We start from the raw sequence: 25,113 nt of genomic DNA on the forward strand, positions 1-25,113 counted from the left end.
AGGATTTAAAGGGGGCCGATTATGAATATCGGAATTTTTACTGATGCTTATTATCCACAAGTAAGTGGAGTGGTTACTTCTACTTTTATATTGAAAAATGAGTTAATTAGACTAGGACATAGTGTAACCATTGTTACAGTTGCACATCCAGATGTAGAAGAGGAAGAAGGTATAATGAGATTGCCTAGCCTACCATTTTTTCTTTTACCAACTCAAAGAGTTGGTATGATATATTCACGTAAAATTATGAGTAAAATTAAAAAGTTAGATCTAGATATTATACATACACAAACAGAATTTAGTATAGGTTTATTTGGAAGAATAGTTGCTAAGAAATTGGATATTCCTGTAGTTCACACTTATCATACTATGTATGAGGATTATATGCACTATGTATCCAGGGGTATAATGCTTAAGCCCGTTTCGGAGTTTGCAAAGAAGGCAAGTAAACTATACTGCAGGGATTGCAGTGCTATAATAGTGCCCACATTAAAGGTGAAAGATGCATTAGAGAATTACGGGTTATTAAGACATATAGATATAATACCAACGGGAGTTGAAATTGAACCTTTCAAAAGAAGTAATTACAATCAAGATCTTATAGAAGATGAAAAAAAATGTTTTGGAATAAAGAAAACAGAGCCAGTTGTATTATTTATTGGGCGTCTCGCAAAAGAGAAAAGCGTAGATATCATTATAAATAGCATGAAAGAGCTGGTGGTGAAAATACCAAATTGTAAACTGCTAGTTGTAGGTGATGGACCAGAGCGTGAGAATTTAGAAGCTTTAGTTAGGTCACTTAATATTGAAAAATCTGTAGTATTTACTGGTGAAAAACCTTGGTCGGAAATTGGTAGGTATTATCAAATGGGAGATGTGTTTGTAGGTGCTTCACTAACTGAAACCCAGGGATTAACCTTTACAGAAGCTATGGCAGCACAAATTCCTGTGGTAGCTAAGTATGATAAAAATTTAGACGATTTAATTCAAGATAAAATCAACGGAAGAATTTTTTATAAAGATGAAGATTTAGCTGGAATATTATTCGAAGTTTTAACGGATAAAAAAGAATGTGACACAATAGTGGAAAATGCTTATAATGGGATAGAGCCGTTATCATCTAAATGCTTTGGTGAAAATGTGGAGAAAGTTTATATGGAAGTTGAAAAACAAAATTGTATGTTACAAAATCAAAAGGTAACATAATCAATTCATAAATAATAGAGCTGCTTTATGCATGAGGTTCGTTAGTGGTATGGCAGCTTGATAATTTTACAAATAAATGTTTCTAAAATACTATTTTTGTAATATAATAGATTTAAAGATGGTTTTGATTAAATATTTAAAGGACCGCTTTAATATGAGGGGATGTAGCTCAGCTGGGAGAGTACTTGGATGGCATTCAAGGGGTCGTGGGTTCGAGCCCCATCATCTCCACCAAAAAAAATCTATGTATGGTGTTTGGCAAGATTATGGTATCCTAACAAATAAAAAAATATTTGATGATATAAGTTTATAAAACTATATTATTAGATATTTTTTTATATTTATCCTATAATATTTGTTTTTTTTGGTACAATGATATAAATACAAAAGAAATGGAGAGAATGAAAATGAAAATACTTTATTATGATTGTTTTTCAGGTATTAGCGGAGATATGAATTTAGGAGCATTGATAGACTTAGGTGTAGATGAGAAATATTTAATAGAGGAATTAGATAAGCTAAGGCTAGATGGATATGAAATAAAAGTATCAAGAGGTATTAGAAAAGGCATAGAGGGTACTAAGGTAGATGTAATGCTACAAGAGCATAATCATCAGCATTCTCATGATGGAAATGAAGATGGACACTCTCATGGACATATGAATCATAATCATCATGACCATCGAAATCTTAAAGATATTGAGAAAATTATAGATTGCAGTGAATTAAGTTCTAATGTCAAAGAGTTAAGCAAGAAAATGTTTATGAAGGTTGCAGAGGCTGAAGCAAAGGTTCATGGAAAACCATTATATGAAGTTCATTTCCATGAGGTGGGCGCAATAGATTCTATTGTAGACATAGTAGGAGCAGCTATCTGCATAAGTCATTTAAATGTTGATAAAATAATGAGTTCTTCCATAGAGCTTGGTGGTGGTTTTGTTAAATGTGCTCATGGAATTATACCAGTACCAGCACCTGCTACTGTAGAAATTTTAAAGGGAATACCAGTAAAACTTGGAGCTGTACCCTTTGAAACTACCACACCTACTGGTGCTGCAATTCTTGCAGTTAATGTTTGTGAATTTAAAGATAATAATAATTTTATTGTAAATAAAATCGGCTATGGAATAGGTAACAGGGATAGCGAAATTCCTAATGTACTAAGAGTAATGCTCGTAGAAGAGAATAATTTGTCGGATACTTATAAGGTAGAAAATGAAGATAAGGTATTTGAAGAAATTGTGGAATGTAATATAGATGATATGAATCCAGAGTTATATGAGTACATTATTGATAAGCTTTTTAATGAGGGTGCTTTGGATGTATATTTAATTCCAATTATAATGAAAAAGGGAAGACCAGGTGTGAAAATAAGCGTTTTATGCCAGGCAGCTAAATTAGAAAAGATGAAAGAAGTCTTATTTAGAGAAACTACTACCTTTGGGGTAAGAAGTTTTAAGGTAGATAAAACTATGCTACAAAGAGAATTTGTTAAAGTTAACACTAGTTATGGTGAAATAACTCTTAAAGAAGCTTACTACAAAGGTGAAAAGCTAAAAAGCAAGTTAGAATATGAGGAGTGTAAAAAAATAGCTGAAGATGAGGGAATATCCTTAAGAGAAGTATATGAAAATTTAACAAATGATAAAATGCAATGTCCATTTTAAAATAAATTATTTTTTCTTAGAGGATGCTAACAAAAGTATATATTGCGCAGAATGCATTTGAACAAACCATAGTAATTCTTAATTTATTTTATTTTCAGATGCGTTAAGAAAAACACATGTTTGAGCAAAGCGAGTTTGTGTTTTTTAGCAGCTGTAAATAAAATAAATTTTAGAATTACTTGGTGAAGTGAAAGCATTCCAGCAATATATACTTTTCGTTAGAGCATCCTTTAAGAAAAAAGTTCTTATTCTACACATAATATTGGAGGCAAAGTATGTTAAAACAAAAATACGATAATTTAATAAGTTACTTAAAAAATCTTGGCAGTGTTGCCGTTGCATTTTCAGGAGGGGTGGATAGTACTCTATTACTGAAAGTTTGCAGTGATGTACTTAAGGAGAATGTGTTAGCAATTATGGTAATAGCTCCTTATACGCCTAAATGGGAAGTTGAAGAAGCTAAAGTTTTGCTAAAACAGTTTGGAGTTAAATATAAATTTATTGAAGTGGAAATGATAGATGAAATAAAATTTAGCCCAAGAGATAGATGCTATATTTGCAAAAATGCTATTTTTACTAAAATAAAAGAAGAAGCCAGTGCCCAGGGAATATATAATATCTTAGATGGAACTAATTTTGATGATACTAAAGATTATAGGCCAGGACTCAAGGCATTAAAGGAATTAAATATAATAAGTCCTCTTTTGGCAAATGAATTTACGAAAGCTGATATAAGAACCTTATCTAAAGAACTTAACCTGCAAACTTGGAATAAGCCTGCTTATGCATGCCTTTTGTCAAGAATACCTTATGGGCAAGAAGTAATTTTGGCAGAACTCGAAAGAATAGAAGCTGCTGAGGTATATTTAATGGGACTAGGCTTTAGTGGGGTTAGAGTTAGAAGCCATGTGGATTTAGCAAGAATTGAATTGCCAAAAAAGCATTTTGACAAGATTCTAAATGAAAAAATCTTAGAGGAAATTTCAATGAAACTTAAGGAACTTGGATTTAAATATGTAACATTAGACCTAGAAGGATACAAAATGGGAAGCTTAAATTAAAAAGGTGGGGAATATATGAATTCAGAACGAACCAAGGAATTTTTGAGGTCCATAAAAAGTGGTGATTTATCTATTGAAGATGGTGTAGACAAATTAAAAGATTTGTCCTATTCAGATTTAGGATTTGCAAAAATAGATAATCATAGAGAGCTTAGAGTTGGCTACCCAGAGGTTATATATTGTGAAGGGAAAACTGTAGAGCAGATAAAGGGCATAGTTAGTGTAATGCTTACTAAGGATATAAATATTCTTGGCACAAGGGCATCGCAGTTAATGTATGAAGGAGTAAAAGAAATATGTGATGGTGCAGAGTACAACCAGCTTGCAAGAACAATTGTAATTAAAAAGAAGGAAGTAGAAATTCCAAGTTCTTATATTGCATTAGTAACAGGAGGAACCTCTGATATACCAGTAGCGGAAGAAGCAGCTATTACAGCTGAAATTTTCGGGAATAAAGTTGAAAGAATTTATGATGTAGGGGTAGCTGGTATCCATAGGCTTTTTGAAAATCTAGATGTTATAAGACGTGCTAGGGTAGTTATTACTGTAGCGGGTATGGAAGGTGCTTTAACTAGTGTGGTAGGGGGGCTTGTGGATAAACCAGTTATAGCTGTTCCAACCAGCGTAGGCTATGGAGCTAGTTTTAGTGGCCTTGCTGCACTATTATCCATGTTGAATAGTTGTTCTAGTGGAGTTAGTGTTGTTAATATTGATAACGGTTTTGGAGCCGGATATTTAGCAAGCATTATTAATAAACTGTAAATTAGATTTAATTTTTATATGGTGTGGATTACCTCATATTCTAAAAGTGAGGGATGAAACACCATTTTTACGTTACCAAATTTAACTTCTTATTGGATAAATTATAATCGTGATGGTGAAAGAATGTAGGGGTGTGGCAGATAGTATATAATGAGCTTTACAGACTCTTAGTTTATGTAATGAAAAATCCCCGTAAGCAGGCCAGGACGTCCTGCTAGCACTTCTGAGACAGGACGTCGAATAAGTGCGTTAGGGGATTTTTCATGGAATAAACTTAGAGTCTGTTAGCGAATTCTCTACTATCAGAACATCCTACATTCTTTCACCATAATGGAGTGATTATAGAGAGTTAGCATTATAAACACTCTCATAAGCCTTAAGAGTATTAATTGCCGTATTTTCCCAAGAAAATTCACTTGCTCTTTTTATTGCTTTATAACTCAATTCTTCTCTTAATTTATCGTTACTTAGCAAGTTGCCCATAGCTGAAGATATTTCTGAGATACTATAGGGATTTATTAAAATTCCACCATCGCCAACTACCTCTGGAATAGAGGTAAGGTTAGATGCTATTATAGGTGTGCCACAATTCATTGCCTCCAGTGGAGGGAGTCCAAAGCCTTCGTAAAAAGAAGGATATACAAAGGCATCACAAGAATTATAGAAAATGGGCAAATGTTCTTCTGGTACAAAACCAGTAAAAATAACATGAGAGTCTATTTTTAATTCATTTGTAAGCTTTAAAAGCCTTTGGCTGGAATCTTTATAGCCACCTACAATAACTAAATTATAATTTTTGTTTAAGTCTTTATATACTTTAGAAAAAGCAGACAAGACAGAAGCTACATTCTTTCTTTCGCTAAACCCACCTAAATAAAGTATGAAAGGATCTGCTAAATTATACGCATCCTTTAGAAAACTCCTACAGAGGACTTTATCTAAAGGGGTATATTTTTTATCTGCAGCTAGTGGAGTTACAAAAATCTTGTTTTCATCTATAGGAAAAAATTTAAGAATATCCCGCTTTGAAAACTCTGACACAGTTATTATTCCATCAGAACCTCCTATGATTAAAGGCATCTCTTTTAGAAATTTTAGCAAATAGCCTTTTCCAACAGTTTCTGGCATAAGGTATGGAATTAAATCATGTATAGTGATTATTTTCTTACAATATATTTCCTCAGAAAAACCTATTCCATTTTGTGGCATATGATATATGTCTATTTTTTCCTTTGATAAGTTGGCTGGAAAATAGTGATCCTCAAAGAATCTCTGATGTTTTTTAGAGGTCATTATTATTTTGCAGTTCTCTTTTTTTATACTTTCATAATTATTACCTGACCAATAAACATTGTAGTTATTTATAGAATCTATGTTAATTAAATTTTTAAGTATATTTTCTGTATAAGTTCCTATACCAGTGCCACTATAGAAATTGATACCTCTAGCATCAATTCCAATCCTCATAGTATTCACTCCTTAAAATTATTAGAAAAACCCTGTATTCATAATTAAATTACCACCTGGGGTGATATTAAACATCCTATTTAAAAGATAATATATATTAATATATTATTTCAACTTAAAAAGTGTGCTATTTGCATGAATATAATTGTGCACAAATTATTTAGTGTGTTCATATACTACAATAGAACAATATTGCGGAGGCAGGCATTTGGAAATTCAGGAATTAAAGGATTTAGTAAAAGACAGTTATTCTCTTTGTATTAATGATATAGAGAAAATAAAAAATGTTTACAGAATAGAAACTGAAAATAAGATGTATTGCTTGAAAATCATTAATTATGACTTTAAGCATTTTTTATTTATTATTGGTGCAATAAAACATTTACAAGGCAATGGTTTTCAAAAAATACCTCAAATTATTGAGACTACTTCTAACAAAGAGTATATTGGCCTTGAAAAAAAATATGCTTATTTAACACCTTGGCTAAACGCAAGGGAATGCAATTATGATAATCCTGTAGAAATAAAATTATGTACCTCAAAGCTTGCAGAGTTGCATAAAAAAAGTTTGAATTTCAAAGTCACATCTGACATGAAACCAAGAATAGGATGGCTTAAATGGATAGAGACTTTTAAAACCAGACAAAAAGAAATATTAGATTTCAAAAGAAGAATAAATGAAAAAGAGTGCATTACGGAATTTGATAAAAATTATTTAATAATAATGGAGGAAGAATTAGCACGGAGCAGTAGGGCCATCTATAATTTATGTAAAAGTGAATATATAGATAAAATGAAAGAGGAAATTAAACATAGGGGATTATGCCACCATGATTATGCTCATCATAACGTGTTAATAGAAAAAAATGGAGATGTGAATATTATCGATTTTGATTATTGTATCTTAGACACTCATTTACATGATTTAAGTAGCCTGCTTATAAGAAGAATGAAAAATGGCAAATGGAGCCTCGAAAATGCACTTTTTATAATGGATGAGTATAATGCTACAAATTCAATATATAAAAGTGACATAGATGTAATGGCAGCATTTATGGAATTTCCTCAGGAATATTGGCAAACAGGAATTCAGTATTATTGGGAGAAAAAGGACTGGGGAGAAGAATTTTTCTTAAAGAAACTTGAAAAGATTAATGAAGATAGAATGGATAGGCAAATTTTTATTGAAAAATTAAGAAAAATAAATTATGGGAGGTAGTATTGTGGGGAAAAATAAAGATGATATGTACATGGAAGAAAGTGAAATCATTGATCCACAGGAATCCACTGTAGAGGAATATGATATGAGGCTTGAGAGGATGGAGGAGGAGGTTAAGAAACTTAAAAAAATAAAAAAAAGACAAAAGAAACTTAGAGAATTAGAATTTGAGCAAAAAGAAATATTAAAGAAGATGGACAAAAACTATAAAAAGAATAGATAGTACTTGGCGATTATAGAGCAATTAATAGATCTAATTAGAGGTGGTACCAGTGGCAATAAGCATCTATAATGATTTTTCAGACTATATGCTGTTTAAAGGTATTAAAAATGTACAAACAACTGATTTTAAATATAAAAATATAGATGTAGACATAACTGAAGACTTAGTAATAAAGCAGTTTGATGCTATTTATGATTTTCACCAAAAATCTTGGGGCTTTAATGGATATCTCAGGAATAGGTTAAATAACAATACAGGAAAAATAATAGAAGAATATAAAATTTATATTAAAAAGCTGATTTCTGATATAAATAACATTAAAAGAGATGAACCTAAAAATCCCTTTGAAGAGTTAATTATTGAATATGGAGAAGGAGCTGTAAAAAGAGGGCAGGCCTGTATAAGAGCAGTATATCAAACAGATTATATAGGGATTATATCAAGAAGTATGAAAAGAAGCGAAGTATGCCTTGGCAATACAGATTTTCAAAACCTCCGAAAGGAAAATTATACTTACGTGGTTAATTTTGAACATTGTAGTTATAACATGGTGGAAATGGATTGTTTCATTTTCTTAAGTAGATTAAGAAGAAAGGGAGCGAAGCTTGATTTCCAAAGACTTGCTCGCGAATTTTGCTATATAGAAGGATTAGATACAAGTAGCTCCGAATTTCTAATAGCCTTAGTTTCTTATCCGCATGAATTTATGAAATGTTGTAATAAGTATAGAGAAGGTAAAAATAAGGATTACGAGGACAGGTTTTCTAAAAAGCTTTTAAAAGCCTTAATTCAAGATGGAGATTCCTTATTTTAAATTAAAAAGGTCATAATAAAAAAACAAAACATTGCAGATTCGAAGGTGATGAATAGCTACAATAGGCACGAGTTAAAGAGGTGAGAATATGTTAGACGTTAGATATAAAGATAAAACTTATTTAAGTAAATATGATTTAGATGTAAATTTATTTAGTGAATTTGATTTATTGGTGAGCGATGTTATTCCAGTAAGGAAAGTATTTATACTTAATACGGATAAAGGTGATAAGGTTTTAAAAAAAGTGAGCTACAGCGTTTCTCTACTTGAATTTATTAATTATGGCATTGAGTATATGAAAAGTAATAATTTTAATAGAATTATTGAATTTGAAAAGGCGAAAAATAATAATATATATGTTCCTTGGAAAGATGATATATATTGTATCATGAATTTAGTGGAGGGGAGAGAGTGTGAGTATAGCAATCCAGTAGATGTTATGTTAACATCTAGGGCATTAGCTCAGCTTCACAGAGCGTCGGAGGGGCTTATAAATGAAGAGGCATTTAAAATACTATTAGTAAAAAATCAAAAGCGGTATTTATCTGGCAAGATAATACAAAATTTTAATAAAAAATTAGGGGAGCTTAGGTTTTTTAAAAGTATAGCAACTCTATACGAAAATAAAAATGAATTTGATTATATATTTTTAGACAATGAAAAATATTATGAGGAGAATATATTACAAAGTATAAAAATACTGGAACATTCCGAATATTACAATTTATGTAAGGAGAAAGACAAAATTGTATTCTGTCACCATGACTTAGCTCACCATAATATTTTGATTAATGTGCAGCAAGTATATTTTTTAGACTTTGATTATGCAGTGGTAGATTTAAAGGTACATGATATTTGTAATTTTATAAATAAAGCCATTAAAAATTTCGCTTATGATATAGAAAAATGCCATAGCATTTTAAATGAATATACATCAGTAAACCCATTAGAACATCGGGAACTAGAGGTATTGTATGGTATGCTTAGCTTCCCAGAGGATTTTTACAGTATAGCAAGAGATTATTATACAAGGAAAAAACAGTGGAGTGAAGAGGTGTTTTTAAGCAGATTAAAAAGCAAAGTAGAGTATAGAGAAAATAGAGAAGAATTTTTAGAGGCTTTTAAAGATCATTATAATTGTTAGCTAAGAACCCCCCTATAGTGCTAAATACAGTATAGGGGGGTTCATATTAGTTGTTTTATGAAGATGCCTAACAATGTTATTTATTTAATAATATATTTTTATATGCTTTTAGAGTATCGGTGGCAGTATGTTCCCAAGTTAGAGTCGAGGCTCTTTTTAAACCTTTACTTATAAGAGATTCTCTTAAGTCATTATCAAGGAGTACATTATACATTTTTTCACTTAAGTCAACAATATCATATGGATTTACAAGCAGAGTTGAATCTTTAACTATTTCAGGAATTGAAGTAACATTTGATGCAATTACAGGGACTCCGCAGGCTATTGCTTCAATTGGTGGTAATCCAAAACCTTCATAAAAAGAAGGATATACAAAGAGCTGGCAAGCATTGTATATAAAGGGGATATGATCCATAGATATAAACCCTGGGAAAATAACACTATTTTCAATATGCAGCTCTTGTGCTCTTTTTTTATACATATCGTAGGATTTACCTTTGCTACCTGCAATGACGAGTTTCATATCTTTTTTTAATTTTGGTAGGAGTAGGCTAAAGGATTCTAGTAATCCAAGAATATTCTTTCTAGGACTAAATCCTCCAATATATAGAATATAATCTCCTGATATAGAATAATTTTTCTCAATAATAGATTTACTAAGAGTTTTATCATAGGGTTTATAAATATCTTCACTAGCTAAATAAGTAACATATATTTTTTCTTTTGGAAAGTTAAAAGCGGAAGCAATATCTTGCTTTGAATATTCAGATACGGTAATTATTCCATCGCATAGGGAGATAATATTGGGTAATTTTTCGTTGAAAATTTTTAAATATTGCTCTCCAACTGTATCTGGCATTTTATAGGGTATAACATCATGTAGTGTAATAACAAAGGGACAGTCTTTAGCTGAAGGTAATCCAATACCATTTTGAGGAACGTGGTATATGTCCATGTTTTTATCTATTAATGGGTTAGGAATATTCACCTCATTCCAGAAGTTATTTTGGTTTTCTTGTTTAATGTTTCTTATGTGAAAATTTTCTCTAAAAGGTATGTCAAGCATACAATCCTTTGGTACAAAAAGCGAATAATCATTATAATTGTCTATTTTATTTAAAGAGTGAATTAGTTGGTAACAATAAGTTCCTATACCAGTTCCCCTATACCATTTTGCAGCTCTTGCATCAATTCCAATTTTCATTTTAAGACTCCTTAAATACTGATTGATATATGAATATACTTTATTATATTAAAAGAAATCATAAATGTTATTAAAACATATAAGAATATATTCTAAAAAAAAATATTAGTAATATAAATTATAAGGGGAGGGGATGAGTAACATGATGAGGGAATTTGAAATTGAAAGACAATATGGTATTAAAATAGAAAGTATACGTCCCAACAAGGGAGTATATTTGCTAAAGACGGATGATGGAGCTAAATGTCTAAAGAAAATCAATTATGGAACACAAAAACTTTTGTTTGTATACGGAGCTAAGGAGCATCTTGTAAATAATGGATTTGATAAGTTGGATAGATATTTTTTAAATACTGAAGGAAATCCTTATGCCTTAGTTAATGAAGATATTTATACACTATCCTCATGGATAGATGGTCGTGAATGTGATTTCCACGATGAGGAGGATTTGACTTTCGCAGCGAAACAATTAGCATATATGCATATTGCATCTAAGGGATATGAACCACCAGAAAATAGTAAGCTAAAAACGGATCTTGGAAGATGGCCTCATTTAATGGAAAAAAGAATAAAGTCCTTTGATAAAATGAAAGACATGATTAGAAAAAAGAAGAATTTAAAAACTGATTTTGATATTAATTATATTAAGAGTGTGGATGCTCAAAAGGAACTCGGAAAAAGAGCTATGGCAATACTCGATGATTCCATGTACTTTGATATATGCAGGCAAACGGAAGAAGAAAAAGGGTTTTGCCACCATGATTATACACATCATAATATTATTTTTGATAAAAATAATGATGTCAACATAATTGATTTTGACTACTGCAAAAGAGAAGTGAAAGCATTTGATTTATCTAATTTTTTAATTAAAGTGCTTAAAAAGCAGGATTGGGACATAAAATATGCTGAAATAATACTCCAGGCATATAGTAGTGTAAATCCTCTGTTGGAAGAAGAGTATAGGCTTATATATGCATTTTTAGTATTTCCACAACGTTACTGGAGGCTTTGCAATAGATATTATTATAATGAAGTTACTTGGATTCAAAATACCTTTAACAAGAAGATGGAGGAGTTAATTTCTGAAAAAGAAAAGTGTATGGCATTTATTGAAGAATATAAGAAAGTCTTCAATCAAAGGTAGTACATTTAGCATTATGTAATAATGTCATGTAAATAAATTATTTACATGGCATTATTATTTTATGAAAGAAAAATTGACAAATAGTATCAGGTATTATACAATCACCCTTAATAGTATAGATTGCCATTTAAGGTAAATAATAAAATAAAAGTAACGCAAGGGGGAATATACATGTACACCTATTCTTCAAAATTAAAAAGCAATAAGGAAATACGTCGAGAAGCAAGGGGAAATTTATCAGGCAATTGGATTGTAGCTATATTAGTCTGTATGTTAGCCTGGGTTTTAACAGAAATGCTTACACAGGATCCTCAGATTAAAGAAAGAGTAACTAGTGTTATTAATAATCCTATACATGGAATATTTGAATATTGGACTACAAGAAATAATGGGGAAATTCAGAATATAGGAATACTTATATCAATAATTATAGGAGGTCCCATATCTTTTGGGGTTTCAAGATTTTTTCTAAATTTAATACGTAATACTAATCCTAAAGTTCAAGATGTTTTTACGGGTTTCAAATATTTTTTTGAAACATTTTTGTTGACTTTATTAATGGGTATATTTATATTGCTATGGACTTTACTGCTTATAATACCTGGAATAGTTGTTAGCTTAAGTTATGCAATGGCATACTATATATTAATAGACAATCCGGAATTGAGCGCTATGGATGCTATAAACCGTAGCAAAGATATGATGGATGGACAAAAAGGGAAGCTATTTAGTTTATATTTAAGCTTTGTAGGGTGGTTTATATTGTGTTTGTTAACTTTAGGCATAGGGTTTATATGGCTTAAACCCTATTTACAAACATCCTTAGCAGTTTTTTATCAAGACTTAAAGGATGCTTCTAATGATAATTCAGAATATGCAGGTACTGATGAAAACTATAAGGTAAATAGTATCGAATAGATTCAATAAAAGTTTCTCCAGTAGTTTAATAAATGGAGAAATTTTTTTTAACTTTCACCTATTAACTATATTTTCATAATATATATTACAAGCTTAATATGGAGATGATATTGTGAAAATAGGGGATATTGTAGTAAGAAAATCATATGGTGGAGACATTACATTTAAAATAATAGACATTATGTTTGTAAATAATGCGGATGTGTATTTACTTAAGGGAATAAATTTAAGAATTGAAGCAGATTCTTTAAGTGAGGATTTAGAATTAGTATCAGAAAACAACGTTGGTGAAATTGATAAGGTCTTTAATAAAAAAGTAAATGCAACTATTAAAAAAATATTAATGAGCAGGATTAAAGGGGCTAGAGGATCGGCTATAGATATTAATGGGAAAATTAAAGATCTGCAGTTAAAACAAGAAAAATACAAGGAATACAAAGAATACAAAAATAAAGAAATGGTCTTTGGGAGACCAGGGAAAATACTACATGTTGATGGGGATGCAGAATATCTAGAGGTTTGCCTAAAAACATATAAGCAGTTGTCTTTAAACGCTGTAGGAAGAGTAATATCAGAAAAGAACCAGCCAAATGAAATAGTAAATTTAGTAAAAGAAATTAAACCAGATATAGTAGTAATTACGGGCCATGATGGTATGATAAAGGGAGTAACTGATTATATAAATTTAAATAGTTACAGAAATTCAAAGTATTTTGTAGAGTCTGTTATGGCTCTTAGATCTTATAATAGTAACTATGATGATTTAGTTATATTTGCAGGAGCATGTCAATCTTGTTATGAGTCAATTTTAGATGCTGGTGCTAATTTTGCTTCATCTCCGAATCGTGTCTTAATTCATTGCTTGGATCCTGTTCTAGTAGCTGAGAAGATAGCATATACAAATATAGAAAATGTTGTAGCCATAGAAGACGTTATACAGAACACTATAACAGGACTAAAAGGCATAGGAGGATTACAAACTAGAGGTAAGTATAGAGAGGGATTTCCTAAGTCTCAGTATATTTAGATAGCAATAAATCTTAAAATAATATATGAATATTATTTTAAGTACCTAAATGGTCTCCCATATTTTGTATGGGAGCTTTGTTTATAAAACTGAATATATATATAATTAAAGGAGATACTAGAAAGATTAGTATTTAAAATATATTAGTATATTATAATGTTAAGCTCCATAAAACAGAGAAAACTCAATTCTCTGTAGAATAATCTATAAAGGTGTACTTTGTTAACATATAATTAACATTGACAAAATTGTTATATTAGTGATAAAATAATAAGTTTGCTTGACAAATATAAAAATACCCTGTATAATATAAGATGTGGAGAGAAGGTGTTTACTTGGAACAGATAAATGTATTGACTTCAATAAAAGATGAAATTGAAAGTCATGTAGGCGAAAGAGTAACATTAAAAGCTAATGGTGGAAGACGAAAAATTCTTGTAGATAATGGAGTTATTGAAAAGACATATGCAAGTATTTTTGTTATTAGATTAGAAAATGACACCCACAGAACCGTGACATACAGTTATTCAGATGTTTTGACAAAAACAGTTCAAATAGTTTTTGCAGGATAAAACGATACTGTACCTTGGTATCGTTTTTTACAATTATAAATTAGTCTGGCGCATATTATATAGAATATATTTCGTTATTAATAATGGAATATATTTTACATGATATGTGCTTTTTTTTATTTAAATGTAAAATTATGATGAATTTTGAAATACGAATAAAAACATTGAATATCATATTTTATTCACTACTACTATATATATTATATAGTAGGTATTTTAAGAGGGTAACAATTCATAAGTGTTGCCACAATAGAAATATAAGGAGGCATAGTATGGAGATAAATTTAATAAGAGAAAATATAGAGTATGAACAACTACTAGGAGAAAACACTGCTGATACAGTAGTAAAAGAAGAATATGTAATACCAGATACTCATCCAGACGTTAGAGAAATTCTTATGTTAGACGTTAAAGCCATTATAAATTCTAAAGAAATAATTGAAGATAAGGTATATTTAGAAGGGCAACTTCAATATAATGTACTTTATATTTCAAAAGATCAAGAACGCAGTGATGTGGAAAATGTAGTATATAGTTCCAAATTTTCAAATACAATAGATGTAATGGGTGCCAGGCCTGAAATGCTTTGTGATGCTGAGTGTTTTGTAGAACATATGGAGTGTAGGATAGTTAATGAGAGAAAAATATGTCTAGAAGGTATTTTGAAGTTAAAATCTGAAGTGTATAAAAGTTTTAGTTTTCAAATAGTTAAAGATATTGAAGCTGTAAAGGATGTTCAATATTTAAAAAATCCAGCCAGCATAGATAAAGTTACAAAGAGTTTTAATGGAGAGCTTATTGGTAAAGCAAATATAAAAGTTCCAAATGATAAACCGGAAATTGTTAAAGTTATTAAATGTGATGTTAATGTTCACAAAAAAGAAGTAAAACTGTACGACGGTAAAATTCAAATTAATGCTTTTGCATGCATTAATATAATGTATAAGGGAAGAGATAGTAGGGAATTATTTTATATTGAGCAGGAAGTTATGCTAAATAAAGAGCTGGATTTCCAAGATGTAAGTCCTTATATGGAAAATTATACAGACTTTAGGGTGGATGCTATGGGATTTGACATTAAGGAAGATGATTTAGGAGAAAAAAGGATTATTGATGTAGAGTTTTTGATAAAAACTAATACCAGGGCTGTGCACAAAGAAGAAGTGGATATGATTGAAGATGTTTATTCACCAACTACAAAGCTTGAGATGGATAAAAAAGATTATGGACTTAATGTAATGCAAGGGCAATTATTAACTGAGACCTTAGTTAAGGGAGATATAGAATTAAATAATACTATGGCAAAACCAAGCAAGGTTATTATGTGTAATGCTAGCGTTTGTGTAACAGACAAAAAAGTCATTGAGGATAAGGTTATAATTGAGGGTATAATGAATGTAACCGTATTATATAGAAGCGATGATGAAGAAAAATATCTTTCTTCGGTTTCAGAAGAGATTCCGTTTACCTGTGGGGCTGAGATATTAGGAACTAAGATAAATATGAGCAGTGTGTGTAAGGTTTCTCTAGAAAATATAAATGCAGATATTGAGGTTGGAAATATAGCAATTAGAGCTGTAGTTAAAGTATATGTAAGAGTAAATTACATGGTGCAAAAGAAATTTTTAGTTGATGTTTATCCAATAGAGGGAGAAGTGCCTAAGAAAAAAGCTAGTATTACCATTTATGTAGTTCAATCTGGGGACACCTTATGGAAAATTGCTAAAAAATATAATACTACAATGCAAGAAGTTGCAAGAGTTAACGGAATAGAAGATCCTAATGTTATAAAAGTTTCACAAAAACTTATGATACCAGGTAGAATAATTATATAAACAAATTTTAATAAATAACAAGTCATTATACTAGTATATTTGACTTGTTATTTATTTTACATATGCATTATTTTAAATTATATGTAGCAATATTAAATTTGTTGTAATATACTAATTTCAATAACAAAATTTCACAAGAGAGGGCTAATCTTATATAAGTCTATGAATTCCTAGGGAGGAATAAACAATTATTAATTAATTAAGAGGCTTTAGTGGATTCACAATAAAGAGTTGGAGGAAAATCATGTTAGTAAAAGCTTATGGGAAAATAAATATATCTTTAGATATAGTAGGTAAAAGAGAAGATGGATATCATTTGCTCAAAATGATTATGCAAAATGTAGATTTATATGATTCTATGTCCTTTCAAAAATGCAATAAAGGTATTAATATAAGTTGTAATAAACCTTACATACCTACAGATGAGAAGAATTTAGTATATAAAGCTGCAAAACTTTTTATGGAAACTTATAATATTAGCGAAGGTGTAAATATATATCTCAAGAAAAATATTCCTGTAGCAGCTGGTATGGCAGGTGGGAGTACAGATGCAGCGTCTGTTTTTAAAACATTGAAAGAGTTATTCGAAATGGATATAGACGACAATGAACTTATGAATTTAGGGGTAAAAATAGGCGCAGACGTCCCTTATTGTATAATAGGGGGGACTGCACTGTGCGAAGGTATAGGAGATATTATTACTCCACTCGCCCCTTTTAAAAATCAAATTTTAGTGTTAGTTAAGCCTAATTTTGGGGTATCAACTAAAGAGGTTTACAAAAACTTAGATATTAGTAAAATCTTTAAGCATCCAGATACAGAGGCCTTAATAAAAGCTATGGAAGAAGAAAAATTACAAGATGTATGCAACAATATGAAAAATTTACTTGAAAATGTTACCCTAAGGAAATATCCAGTTCTCAAAAGAATAAAAGAGGATATGATTAGGATGGGGGCAATGGGTGCAATGATGAGCGGAAGTGGACCCACAATATTTGCTTTTTTTGATGATATGTTAAAAGCTCAAAGATGTTATGATAAATTTAAAACTCAATATAAAGAAGTATATATAACAAGAACCATTTAGAATTAATTTTATAGTGAAATATAAGAACGTGGAAAAGCCTTTGTGTTTTTTTCACGTTTTTATGTGGTTCGCCCAGTATGGGCGAACCATAAGCTAGATTTAAATAACAAGACAGTATACTAGTATACTGTCTTGTTATTTATTTTCCGTGACTAAGTGAATATTTTCTGCAAGTGTCGTTAAAACTAGTTTAAACAAAGTAAAATCAGCTTGCTTACGTATAAAGTTTTATAATTTATTTTTTTTGAAAGCTATACTAAAACAGGGAGAAAAATAATGAAAATCTTAAACTTATTTGATGTATATTTTTTAATAATGATGGTGTTGCAAGGTTCAGTTGTACTTTCTGTGGATGCAAGGAATTTTAAAAAATCTGGTGATGATATTACCAGTAAAAAAGCACGTATCTTAGGCTTACTCGCAATTATCATAGCTATAATTCTATTTACACTGAGGTTCATATTTTAATTTATGTGAATTTATACATATATATAAGGAGGTGAAGCAATATGAAAGAGATGATTGATGATGAAATTCAGCTTGAAGCTGAAAAAAACATAGAGTATTTAAAAGAACTTTTGAAGGATAACTCTGATGTGATTTTTAGAACTTTCAATGTGGGAGATTGGAAGGCAGCTATAGTTTATATTGATGGAATGGCAGATAAACTTCTATTAGACCACTATGTTTTAGAACCATTAATGTTATGTTCAAAGGGAATAGAGAAAACCAAGCAAATAAAAGACAATATACTTTCAGTTACTGATATGCACGAAGTCAAAAAATTAAGTGAAGGAGTTAATGCAGCGCTTTCCGGGGATACATTAATGTTTATAGATGAGTTAAATTGTGCCTATGTTATTGCAACGCGTTTTTGGCCCGCTCGGGGGGTAGGTGACCCATCTGGTGAAACTGTAATTAGAGGAGCACGAGATGGCTTTACAGAAACTGTAAGATTTAATACTGCTTTAATAAGAAGACGAATTAGAGATACCAGGTTAAGAGTTAAACCTAAAGCTATAGGAGCTAGATCGAAAACCGACGTGGCCATTATGTATATTGACGATATAGTAAATAAAGAAGTACTAGAAGAGTTAAATCGTAGGGTAGATAAAATAAACATTGATGCAGTTTTTGATTCTGCCTATATTGAGCAGCTAATAGAGGATAATAAATATTCTCCCTTTCCTCAAATACAAAGTACAGAGAGGCCAGATGTAGTAGCGGCAGCGCTGTACGAAGGTAGAGTAGCACTAGTTGTAGATAATTCTCCCTTTGTAATTATTGTTCCAACTACCTTACCTAGTTTATTTCAATCTCCAGATGATTATTACCAAAGGTGGATGCATAGCTCTATGGTTAGATTTATTAGGATGATTTCTATATTTATATCGCTTATGGCACCGGCATTTTATGTAGCCATTACCTCTTTTCATACAGATATAATACCTACTAAATTAGCCTATGCTATAGCAGCTTCTAGAGAAGGAGTACCATTTCCTGCATTTGTAGAAGCTATAATTATGGAATTATTTTTAGCTCTTCTTATGGAGGCTGTGGTTAGATTACCAAAGCCTATTGGAGCGACTATTGGTATTGTAGGAGGACTTATTATAGGGCAATCTGCAGTGAGTGCAGGAATAGCTAGTCCCATTATGATAATTATTGTGGCAATTACTGCTATTACTACATTTGTAACTCCTAATTATGAAGTTACTGCGGCTTTTAGATTTGTACGAATTCTCCTTATTATCGCTTCGGCAATTGTAGGTTTTTATGGGATAGTTATGGGGCTCATTATACTTCTCATTCATCTAGTTAGAATGAAGAGTTTTGGAATACCTTATTTAGCACCAGCAGTAGATACGAGTATTGCGGATTTAAAAGATATGTATATTAGGGCACCAATATCCAAGCTAAAAGAAAGGCCTAAATATATGAAAACGGGAGATAAGATAAGACAAAAATAATTTGTATCATCTTTTATGTGGAGGTGAAGTATTATGAAAGATAAAAAAATAATTGGAGATTTCGCTTTATTTACTACTGTAGTGGTGGCAATGGTAGGTATAGGGATATTTTCTTGCCCAAAGGAAGTCATAGATAATGTAGGCAGTGACGCTTGGATAGTTATTTTAACTTCAGGAATAGTAATTTTTTTATTACTATATCTTATATACCTGGTTATGAAAAAAAATGATTTTGAAGATCTTACAAACATATTGCAGAATAATTTTGGTAGATTCCTTGGAGGAGCATTTGCTATTATTTTTGCGATTTATAGTATATTTATTGTGTCTCTTGGGATGAGGGAATTTGTTGAAGTAATTAGACTATTTTTATTAAGGCAGACACCTTCAGAATTTATTTTAATTACCACGATTTTAGCAGGTACTTATTTAGTTAGAGGCGAAATAGGTGATTTAGTTAAGTTTAATGAAATTTCCTTCTGGATTATTTTCCTCCCAACTTTTGTAGTATTCATACTTATCGCTATAAATGCGGACTTTACAAATTTATTACCATTACTTAACAATAAACCCTCCAATTACTTTAGTGCTTCTAGATATGCAATATTCTGTTTTGGGGGATTTGAAATAGCCTATCTTATTCTTCCTTACGTTAAGAATAAGAAAAATTCATTCCGTATCCTAAGAAAGGGGATTATGTTCGTATCGATTTTTTATGCAATTGTAATGATACTTGTTTTAGCTATTTTATCTAAAGCGCAGAGTAGGATTTTATTATGGCCAACTATTTCTATGATCAGATCTTTATATATACCAGGAACATTTATAGAGCGTTGGGAAGGAATAGTAATGGCGCTTTGGATACTTTTTTATTTCACTACCTTTGTTAACACATACTTCTTTTCCGGTGAGATTGTAAAAAATGTATTTAAATTGAAAGATATTAAAATATCTTCACTTTTAATTATGCCTATTATTTATGTCGTAGCGTTATATCCAGAAAATATAGCAGAAGTTTATACATTGCAATACAAAACCACTCCAATTATATACACTTCTATATTTGTTTTTGTAATTTTGCCCATACTTATACTGCTCATGGGTAAAATTAAAGGTAAAGGGAGGTGGAAAAGTACAGATGAAATTTAAGATGGCTTTACCCATTATCCTAAGCTGCGTTTTACTTAGCGGATGTTGGGATAAAGTAGAAATAGATAGGCTCAATTTCATATCTACTATAGCTATTGACCCAGGACAAGATATTGGTAAAGAAAAGGAATTAAAAAGCATTAATCCAAAAGAGCCCTTTGCTGAGGCGCAGATTAAAAAAATTAATGTGACTTATGGATTTCCAGATATGAGTATGCTAGGGGCTGGAAAAAGTGGAAGTGCACAGGAAAAATATATTAATACGCAGGCTTACTCTATGGAAGATGCATCATCAGAAGCTATGGCTAAAAGCAGTAGAGACATATATATGGGTCATACTAAGTTACTTATATTAAGTAGTAATTTATTGAAATATAAAGATACTGTAAAAGAGGTAGTAGACTATCTGCAAAGAAATCCTAATATAAATAGGATGACGGATATCGTTGTCTCAGATGGCAAAGCTGAAGACTATATAAAATTCAAACCTATGACAGAAAACAGTACCCAATATTATATATCTGGACTTATGGCTAATAGTAAAAGAAACTCAAGGATTATGAGCATAAATTTAAATGAGTTCCTTATTCTTTTAAGTGAAAATGGGAATGCATTATTACCTAGAATAACTTTAGAAAAGGAAAAAAATGAATTGATTTTAACTGGTGCTGCTATAATTAACAATTATGAATTAAAAGGATATTTTAATCCCTTAGAACTAATGGACATACAACTTCTAAGTGGTAAATTTAACACTGGCAAAAAAGTTATTTACATTGATGGTCATCCTGTTGATTATGTAATCAATGGGTATGAAAGGAAAATGAGGGTGGAGGAAGAAGGAGATAAGTTAGTCATCAATATTGATTTAGGACTTGAGGGTCAGATAAATGGATATTATGTAGATAAAAAAATACTGGCAAAAGAGGAATTGCAAAGGCTGCAGAATACTTTTAATGACTCCATTAGTGTAGAGTGTGAAAAAATTATGAAGGTTGCTAAAGAGGAATTTGAAATAGATCCCTTTGGCGTACGGGAGCATATTGAAAAGTTTAAACCTTCTTTATGGAATAAAATAGAAAAGGATTGGAAGGGGAAATATAAAAATGCAATAGTCAAGGTTAATGTTAATACTGAAATAAGAAGAATAGGAGCGGTTCAATGAATATAATTACATAATGTGGTAATAATTCTAATATAAATTATTCTTTATAGGGGGGATAACCATGAAAAAATTTATATTAACAAGCATTACCATAATTATTATAATATCCATAGTTTTAAGTGGAAGTAACGTAGCTACGAAAGCTACTCAAAGCGATATTGCTGGTAAACTTATAAGGTTTCACGTAATAGCTAATAGTGATGATAAAATAGATCAAGGGTTAAAATTAAAAGTAAGGGATTCTGTTTTGAAATATGTATCACCAAAACTTGCGGATTGCAAAAATATAGAACAATCAAGAAAAATTATAAATAATGAGGATAAAAATATTAAAAAAATTGCTCAAAGTGTTATAAATAAAAATGGTTTCAAATATTCAGTAGCTACAACTTTGTCACAGGAAAATTTTCCGATTAAAACTTATGGAAATATAACGCTGCCTCAAGGGAAATATGAGGCTTATAGAATAATTATTGGAAGCGGTAGCGGTCAAAACTGGTGGTGCGTTATGTTTCCGCCGTTATGTTTTGTAGATATTACAAAAGGAAATGTATCTTATGATAAAACTGAGAGTGAAATGAAACAAGTATTATCAGATGATGAATATAACTTGGTGAATAATACTGCAACCAATAATAAAATAGTTGCGAAATTCAAATTATTAGAAATTTTTAATAAATTATTTAGTTAAATAAAGTATATAGAAAATTACTACTAGATACCAAGCCGTAATTGGTGTTTACTAGTGAGGAATGCCAGGAGGAAAATATATGAAAATGCTAAAGAAAAGAATATTGTATACAAGTGCGGTAACTATAATTGTTGTATTTTCAACTACTTTTGCTATACTAATGTTTTTAGAGAGGCTAGATTATAGAAATTATCTTCAAGGACAATATAGTAAAAATATGTATGAACTTATTAGTTCTGTACAAAACATAAGAGTAAATCTAGGTAAAGCTGCTATTGTTGGTTCTAGAGAACAAAGTATAGTAGTTTTTGAAGAGATTTTTAGACACTCGGATACTGCAAACGATAAATTGCATTCCTTGCCGATAGAACAATCAGTTGTTGGGGACACTAGTAAATTTTTAACTCAAGTAGGGGATTTCTGCTATAGTTTAGCAAAGGCAACATCAGAAGGAAAGGACTTGAGTGGTAAGCAATATGAGTTAATTGACCAATTAGAAATGCAATCATATACACTTCAGGAGCAATTAAATGCAGTGCTATCTGATATAAATGAGGGTAAAGTGAAATGGGGAGAGATTAGAAAAAAAAGTACTTCCGTATTTGCAAAGGTAAGGGATGACCTTGTGAATGAGAAATTCAAGGGAATACAAAAACAAGTAGTTCAATATCCAGCATTAATTTATGATGGGCCTTTTTCTGATAATACCTTAGAAATAAAGCCTAAAATAATATCTCAAAAAGAGGTAAGTCAAAGTGATGCAGTTAAAACAATAAAAAATATATTTGGCGAAGATAAAATAGAAAGCATAGAAAATAAACAAGTACAAGGGAAAACTAAAATACCTTCCTACACCTTTCACGTAACATTTAAAGGGAGAGCTAAAGGTGAGCCTAAAACAGTAATAGAAGTAAGTAAAAACGGAAGTAGAATATTATATTTATTAGATAATAGGTCTATAGGAAAGGCAACAATAGATATTAAAAAGGCAATAAAGGGTGGAAGTGAATTTATTGGAAAAATAGGATATAAAAATATGGAACCTACATATACCCTTAATTATGAAAACACAGCAGTAGTAAGCTATGTATATAAACAAGGAGAAGTGGCTATTTATCCAGATCAAGTAAAGCTTAAGATTGCACTAGATAATGGTAGTATTATAGGAATTGAATCTGAAAAATTTTTAGTATCTCATGTGGAAAAGAGACAAATAACAACACCAAAAATAACTGCAGTAAAAGCGCAAGAAAGAGTTGGAAAGCGTCTAAAAATAAGTAAAATAAGCTTGGCTATTATACCTACTGAGATGAATAAAGAGGTTCTGTGCTATGAATTTTTAGGCTCATATAAGGAGAAAAACTTTATAGTATATATTAACGCTGATACTGGGTATGAGCAAAGAATAATGGAAATAATAGATACTCCTAATGGGAAATTAACTATTTAGCCGTAAGGGCTAAGACATTGCAAAGGCTACCTTACGTAAGAGAGGATATATTGCATTAAGTGCACATATATCCTCTTTTCTATTGAATTATTTTAGATTTACCATTATAATTTGTAGTGGTGTCATTATGGAGGCTGTTTAAAATTGAGAAATAAATCTTAGAAATTAAAATACAAAGTAATATAAATGATATAATATGATGATAAATTTATTTAGTAAACTTATGTTTTTATTATTCATAAACTAGTTATTATGGTTGTAAGGAGAGAGGAAAAATGAAAAAGAAAATAGCGGTATTATTTGGTGGACAGTCCACTGAACACGAGGTTTCTAGAGCATCAGCAACATCAGTATTAAAAAATATTGATTCAGCGAAATATGATATATATCCTATGGGAATAACGAGAGATGGCTTATGGTTTGAATATACAGGGAAATTTGATAACATAGAGAGTGGAGAATGGGAAAAGGATGAATTTTATAAAATACCAGAGGGACAAAAGCTTTTATTTAATAAAGAGATAGATGTAGTATTTCCAGTATTACACGGACTTTTTGGAGAAGATGGTACTATTCAAGGTGTGTGTAAATTATTAAATGTTCCTTGTGTGGGTCCTGGGGTAATGTCTTCTGCTATTTGCATGGATAAAATATACACAAAATACTTATTGGAAAACTTTAATATAAAGCAAGCTGATTATGTGGTAATTAATACCCATGAATATGCTGAAAATAAAGATATATTAGTAGAAACAATAGAAAAAAAATTGGGCTATTGTGTATTTATTAAACCAGCTAATGGCGGCTCATCTGTTGGTATAACAAAAGCACATAATAGAGAGGAACTAATACTAGGATTAGAAGAAGCACTAAAATACGATAGAAAAGTTTTAGTTGAACAGGCTATAAATGCTAGGGAAATTGAGGTGGCTGTACTGGGAAATGATTATCCAGAAGCATCTATGCCAGGAGAAGTAATCCCAGCCAAAGAATTTTATGATTATGAAGCTAAATATAAAAGTGAAGCATCTAAACTTTTAATACCAGCAGCACTTAGTGAAGCTAAGCTACAAACAATTAGAGAAGAGGCCGTGAAAATTTATACAATACTAGATTGCGCTGGCATGGCAAGAGTAGATTTTCTAGTAGATAAAGAAACGGAAGAGGTTTATCTAAATGAAGTTAATACTATACCGGGTTTTACTAAAATAAGTATGTACCCTAAAATGTGGCAAGCTACAGGAAAAACTTATGGGAAACTTATTGATGAACTTATTGAGCTCGCTATAGAAAGAAACAATAAATAATATTTTTATAAAATCTAATGATTAGAGG

Annotated in this window: 23 protein-coding genes and 1 tRNA gene; 22 read left to right on the forward strand and 2 right to left on the reverse strand. The window is 30.7% G+C overall.

Features of this window, described 5'->3' with window-relative positions:
- Positions 1-21 precede the first annotated feature (21 nt).
- From G9F70_RS01455 to larB, 5 genes are all read left to right on the forward strand, one after another.
- A complete protein-coding gene (locus G9F70_RS01455; RefSeq protein WP_164945746.1) occupies positions 22-1,206 on the forward strand; it encodes a glycosyltransferase family 4 protein in 1,185 nt (394 codons plus the stop codon).
- A 158-nt stretch (positions 1,207-1,364) separates the two neighbouring features.
- Positions 1,365-1,440, forward strand: a tRNA-Ala gene (locus G9F70_RS01460).
- Positions 1,441-1,613: 173 nt separating this feature from the next.
- Positions 1,614-2,873, forward strand: a complete 1,260-nt coding sequence (gene larC, locus G9F70_RS01465; RefSeq protein ID WP_164945747.1) for a nickel pincer cofactor biosynthesis protein LarC — start codon at positions 1,614-1,616, stop codon at positions 2,871-2,873.
- Between the two features lie 275 nt (positions 2,874-3,148).
- The gene (gene larE, locus G9F70_RS01470) at positions 3,149-3,934 is read left to right on the forward strand and encodes an ATP-dependent sacrificial sulfur transferase LarE (protein ID WP_164945748.1); all 786 of its coding nucleotides are present in this window, start codon (positions 3,149-3,151) and stop codon (positions 3,932-3,934) included.
- A gap of 15 nt (positions 3,935-3,949) precedes the next feature.
- Positions 3,950-4,696, forward strand: coding sequence for a nickel pincer cofactor biosynthesis protein LarB (gene larB, locus G9F70_RS01475; RefSeq protein WP_164945749.1), 747 nt, complete (start codon positions 3,950-3,952; stop codon positions 4,694-4,696).
- A 339-nt stretch (positions 4,697-5,035) separates the two neighbouring features.
- Here the strand turns inward: larB and G9F70_RS01480 are convergent, their stop codons facing one another.
- On the reverse strand, positions 5,036-6,163 hold the full coding sequence (locus G9F70_RS01480) for a glycosyltransferase family 4 protein (RefSeq protein WP_164945750.1): 1,128 nt from the start codon (positions 6,161-6,163) through the stop codon (positions 5,036-5,038).
- Positions 6,164-6,371: 208 nt separating this feature from the next.
- Between G9F70_RS01480 and G9F70_RS01485 the strand changes: the two genes are divergently transcribed.
- From G9F70_RS01485 to G9F70_RS01500, 4 genes are all read left to right on the forward strand, one after another.
- The gene (locus G9F70_RS01485; RefSeq protein WP_164945751.1) at positions 6,372-7,382 is read left to right on the forward strand and encodes a CotS family spore coat protein; all 1,011 of its coding nucleotides are present in this window, start codon (positions 6,372-6,374) and stop codon (positions 7,380-7,382) included.
- Positions 7,383-7,386: 4 nt separating this feature from the next.
- Positions 7,387-7,605 carry a hypothetical protein gene (locus tag G9F70_RS01490; protein WP_124997035.1) on the forward strand — a complete coding sequence of 73 codons (219 nt, stop codon included), beginning with the start codon at positions 7,387-7,389 and terminating at the stop codon, positions 7,603-7,605.
- A 49-nt stretch (positions 7,606-7,654) separates the two neighbouring features.
- Positions 7,655-8,419, forward strand: coding sequence for a spore coat protein (locus G9F70_RS01495; RefSeq protein WP_164945752.1), 765 nt, complete (start codon positions 7,655-7,657; stop codon positions 8,417-8,419).
- Between the two features lie 88 nt (positions 8,420-8,507).
- Positions 8,508-9,563 (forward strand): CotS family spore coat protein, encoded by a 1,056-nt coding sequence (locus G9F70_RS01500; protein ID WP_164945753.1) that lies wholly within the window; start codon positions 8,508-8,510, stop codon positions 9,561-9,563.
- 76 nt (positions 9,564-9,639) lie between these two features.
- Here the strand turns inward: G9F70_RS01500 and G9F70_RS01505 are convergent, their stop codons facing one another.
- The gene (locus G9F70_RS01505; RefSeq protein ID WP_164945754.1) at positions 9,640-10,767 is read right to left on the reverse strand and encodes a glycosyltransferase family 4 protein; all 1,128 of its coding nucleotides are present in this window, start codon (positions 10,765-10,767) and stop codon (positions 9,640-9,642) included.
- A 142-nt stretch (positions 10,768-10,909) separates the two neighbouring features.
- Between G9F70_RS01505 and G9F70_RS01510 the strand changes: the two genes are divergently transcribed.
- From G9F70_RS01510 to G9F70_RS01570, 13 genes are all read left to right on the forward strand, one after another.
- On the forward strand, positions 10,910-11,914 hold the full coding sequence (locus tag G9F70_RS01510) for a CotS family spore coat protein (RefSeq protein WP_164945755.1): 1,005 nt from the start codon (positions 10,910-10,912) through the stop codon (positions 11,912-11,914).
- Between the two features lie 171 nt (positions 11,915-12,085).
- On the forward strand, positions 12,086-12,832 hold the full coding sequence (locus G9F70_RS01515) for a DUF975 family protein (RefSeq protein ID WP_164945756.1): 747 nt from the start codon (positions 12,086-12,088) through the stop codon (positions 12,830-12,832).
- A 112-nt stretch (positions 12,833-12,944) separates the two neighbouring features.
- Positions 12,945-13,859, forward strand: coding sequence for a sporulation peptidase YabG (yabG, locus tag G9F70_RS01520; protein ID WP_164945757.1), 915 nt, complete (start codon positions 12,945-12,947; stop codon positions 13,857-13,859).
- 314 nt (positions 13,860-14,173) lie between these two features.
- Entirely contained in the window at positions 14,174-14,431 is a 258-nt protein-coding gene (locus G9F70_RS01525) for a Veg family protein (protein WP_124997047.1), read from the forward strand.
- 272 nt (positions 14,432-14,703) lie between these two features.
- Positions 14,704-16,266, forward strand: coding sequence for an SPOCS domain-containing protein (locus G9F70_RS01530; protein ID WP_164945759.1), 1,563 nt, complete (start codon positions 14,704-14,706; stop codon positions 16,264-16,266).
- A 244-nt stretch (positions 16,267-16,510) separates the two neighbouring features.
- A complete protein-coding gene (ispE, locus tag G9F70_RS01535) occupies positions 16,511-17,353 on the forward strand; it encodes a 4-(cytidine 5'-diphospho)-2-C-methyl-D-erythritol kinase (RefSeq protein ID WP_164945760.1) in 843 nt (280 codons plus the stop codon).
- A 276-nt stretch (positions 17,354-17,629) separates the two neighbouring features.
- Positions 17,630-17,821, forward strand: coding sequence for a CLC_0170 family protein (locus tag G9F70_RS01540; protein ID WP_164945761.1), 192 nt, complete (start codon positions 17,630-17,632; stop codon positions 17,819-17,821).
- A 41-nt stretch (positions 17,822-17,862) separates the two neighbouring features.
- Positions 17,863-19,323, forward strand: coding sequence for a spore germination protein (locus tag G9F70_RS01545; RefSeq protein WP_164945762.1), 1,461 nt, complete (start codon positions 17,863-17,865; stop codon positions 19,321-19,323).
- 33 nt (positions 19,324-19,356) lie between these two features.
- On the forward strand, positions 19,357-20,472 hold the full coding sequence (locus tag G9F70_RS01550; RefSeq protein WP_164945763.1) for a GerAB/ArcD/ProY family transporter: 1,116 nt from the start codon (positions 19,357-19,359) through the stop codon (positions 20,470-20,472).
- Positions 20,462-21,637: a Ger(x)C family spore germination protein gene (locus G9F70_RS01555; RefSeq protein ID WP_164945764.1), complete on the forward strand. Its 1,176-nt coding sequence runs from the start codon at positions 20,462-20,464 to the stop codon at positions 21,635-21,637. Before G9F70_RS01550 ends, G9F70_RS01555 begins: the two co-directional genes overlap by 11 nt.
- A gap of 61 nt (positions 21,638-21,698) precedes the next feature.
- Positions 21,699-22,328 carry a stage II sporulation protein R gene (spoIIR, locus tag G9F70_RS01560; protein ID WP_164945765.1) on the forward strand — a complete coding sequence of 210 codons (630 nt, stop codon included), beginning with the start codon at positions 21,699-21,701 and terminating at the stop codon, positions 22,326-22,328.
- A 79-nt stretch (positions 22,329-22,407) separates the two neighbouring features.
- Positions 22,408-23,778 (forward strand): germination protein YpeB, encoded by a 1,371-nt coding sequence (ypeB, locus tag G9F70_RS01565; protein WP_164945766.1) that lies wholly within the window; start codon positions 22,408-22,410, stop codon positions 23,776-23,778.
- 275 nt (positions 23,779-24,053) lie between these two features.
- On the forward strand, positions 24,054-25,085 hold the full coding sequence (locus tag G9F70_RS01570) for a D-alanine--D-alanine ligase family protein (protein ID WP_164945767.1): 1,032 nt from the start codon (positions 24,054-24,056) through the stop codon (positions 25,083-25,085).
- Positions 25,086-25,113 lie beyond the last annotated feature (28 nt).

The sequence above is a fragment of the Clostridium sp. FP1 genome, from assembly GCF_011065975.2.
GTDB classification, from domain to species: Bacteria; Bacillota; Clostridia; order Clostridiales; family Clostridiaceae; genus Clostridium_AD; species Clostridium_AD tagluense.

Excerpts from the sequence above, each read along its gene's own strand:
- ispE (WP_164945760.1), top strand. The coding sequence starts at position 16,511 with ATGTTAGTAAAAGCTTATGGGAAAATAAATATATCTTTAGATATAGTA.
- G9F70_RS01525 (WP_124997047.1), top strand. The coding sequence starts at position 14,174 with ATGTGGAGAGAAGGTGTTTACTTGGAACAGATAAATGTATTGACTTCA.
- G9F70_RS01510 (WP_164945755.1), top strand. The coding sequence starts at position 10,910 with ATGATGAGGGAATTTGAAATTGAAAGACAATATGGTATTAAAATAGAA.
- G9F70_RS01555 (WP_164945764.1), top strand. The coding sequence starts at position 20,462 with ATGAAATTTAAGATGGCTTTACCCATTATCCTAAGCTGCGTTTTACTT.
- G9F70_RS01570 (WP_164945767.1), top strand. The coding sequence starts at position 24,054 with ATGAAAAAGAAAATAGCGGTATTATTTGGTGGACAGTCCACTGAACAC.
- ypeB (WP_164945766.1), top strand. The coding sequence starts at position 22,408 with ATGAAAATGCTAAAGAAAAGAATATTGTATACAAGTGCGGTAACTATA.
- G9F70_RS01530 (WP_164945759.1), top strand. The coding sequence starts at position 14,704 with ATGGAGATAAATTTAATAAGAGAAAATATAGAGTATGAACAACTACTA.
- larE (WP_164945748.1), top strand. The coding sequence starts at position 3,149 with ATGTTAAAACAAAAATACGATAATTTAATAAGTTACTTAAAAAATCTT.
- G9F70_RS01540 (WP_164945761.1), top strand. The coding sequence starts at position 17,630 with ATGAAAATCTTAAACTTATTTGATGTATATTTTTTAATAATGATGGTG.
- larC (WP_164945747.1), top strand. The coding sequence starts at position 1,614 with ATGAAAATACTTTATTATGATTGTTTTTCAGGTATTAGCGGAGATATG.
- G9F70_RS01455 (WP_164945746.1), top strand. The coding sequence starts at position 22 with ATGAATATCGGAATTTTTACTGATGCTTATTATCCACAAGTAAGTGGA.
- G9F70_RS01500 (WP_164945753.1), top strand. The coding sequence starts at position 8,508 with ATGTTAGACGTTAGATATAAAGATAAAACTTATTTAAGTAAATATGAT.
- larB (WP_164945749.1), top strand. The coding sequence starts at position 3,950 with ATGAATTCAGAACGAACCAAGGAATTTTTGAGGTCCATAAAAAGTGGT.
- G9F70_RS01480 (WP_164945750.1), bottom strand. The coding sequence starts at position 6,163 with ATGAGGATTGGAATTGATGCTAGAGGTATCAATTTCTATAGTGGCACT.
- spoIIR (WP_164945765.1), top strand. The coding sequence starts at position 21,699 with ATGAAAAAATTTATATTAACAAGCATTACCATAATTATTATAATATCC.
- G9F70_RS01550 (WP_164945763.1), top strand. The coding sequence starts at position 19,357 with ATGAAAGATAAAAAAATAATTGGAGATTTCGCTTTATTTACTACTGTA.
- G9F70_RS01515 (WP_164945756.1), top strand. The coding sequence starts at position 12,086 with ATGTACACCTATTCTTCAAAATTAAAAAGCAATAAGGAAATACGTCGA.
- G9F70_RS01505 (WP_164945754.1), bottom strand. The coding sequence starts at position 10,767 with ATGAAAATTGGAATTGATGCAAGAGCTGCAAAATGGTATAGGGGAACT.
- G9F70_RS01545 (WP_164945762.1), top strand. The coding sequence starts at position 17,863 with ATGAAAGAGATGATTGATGATGAAATTCAGCTTGAAGCTGAAAAAAAC.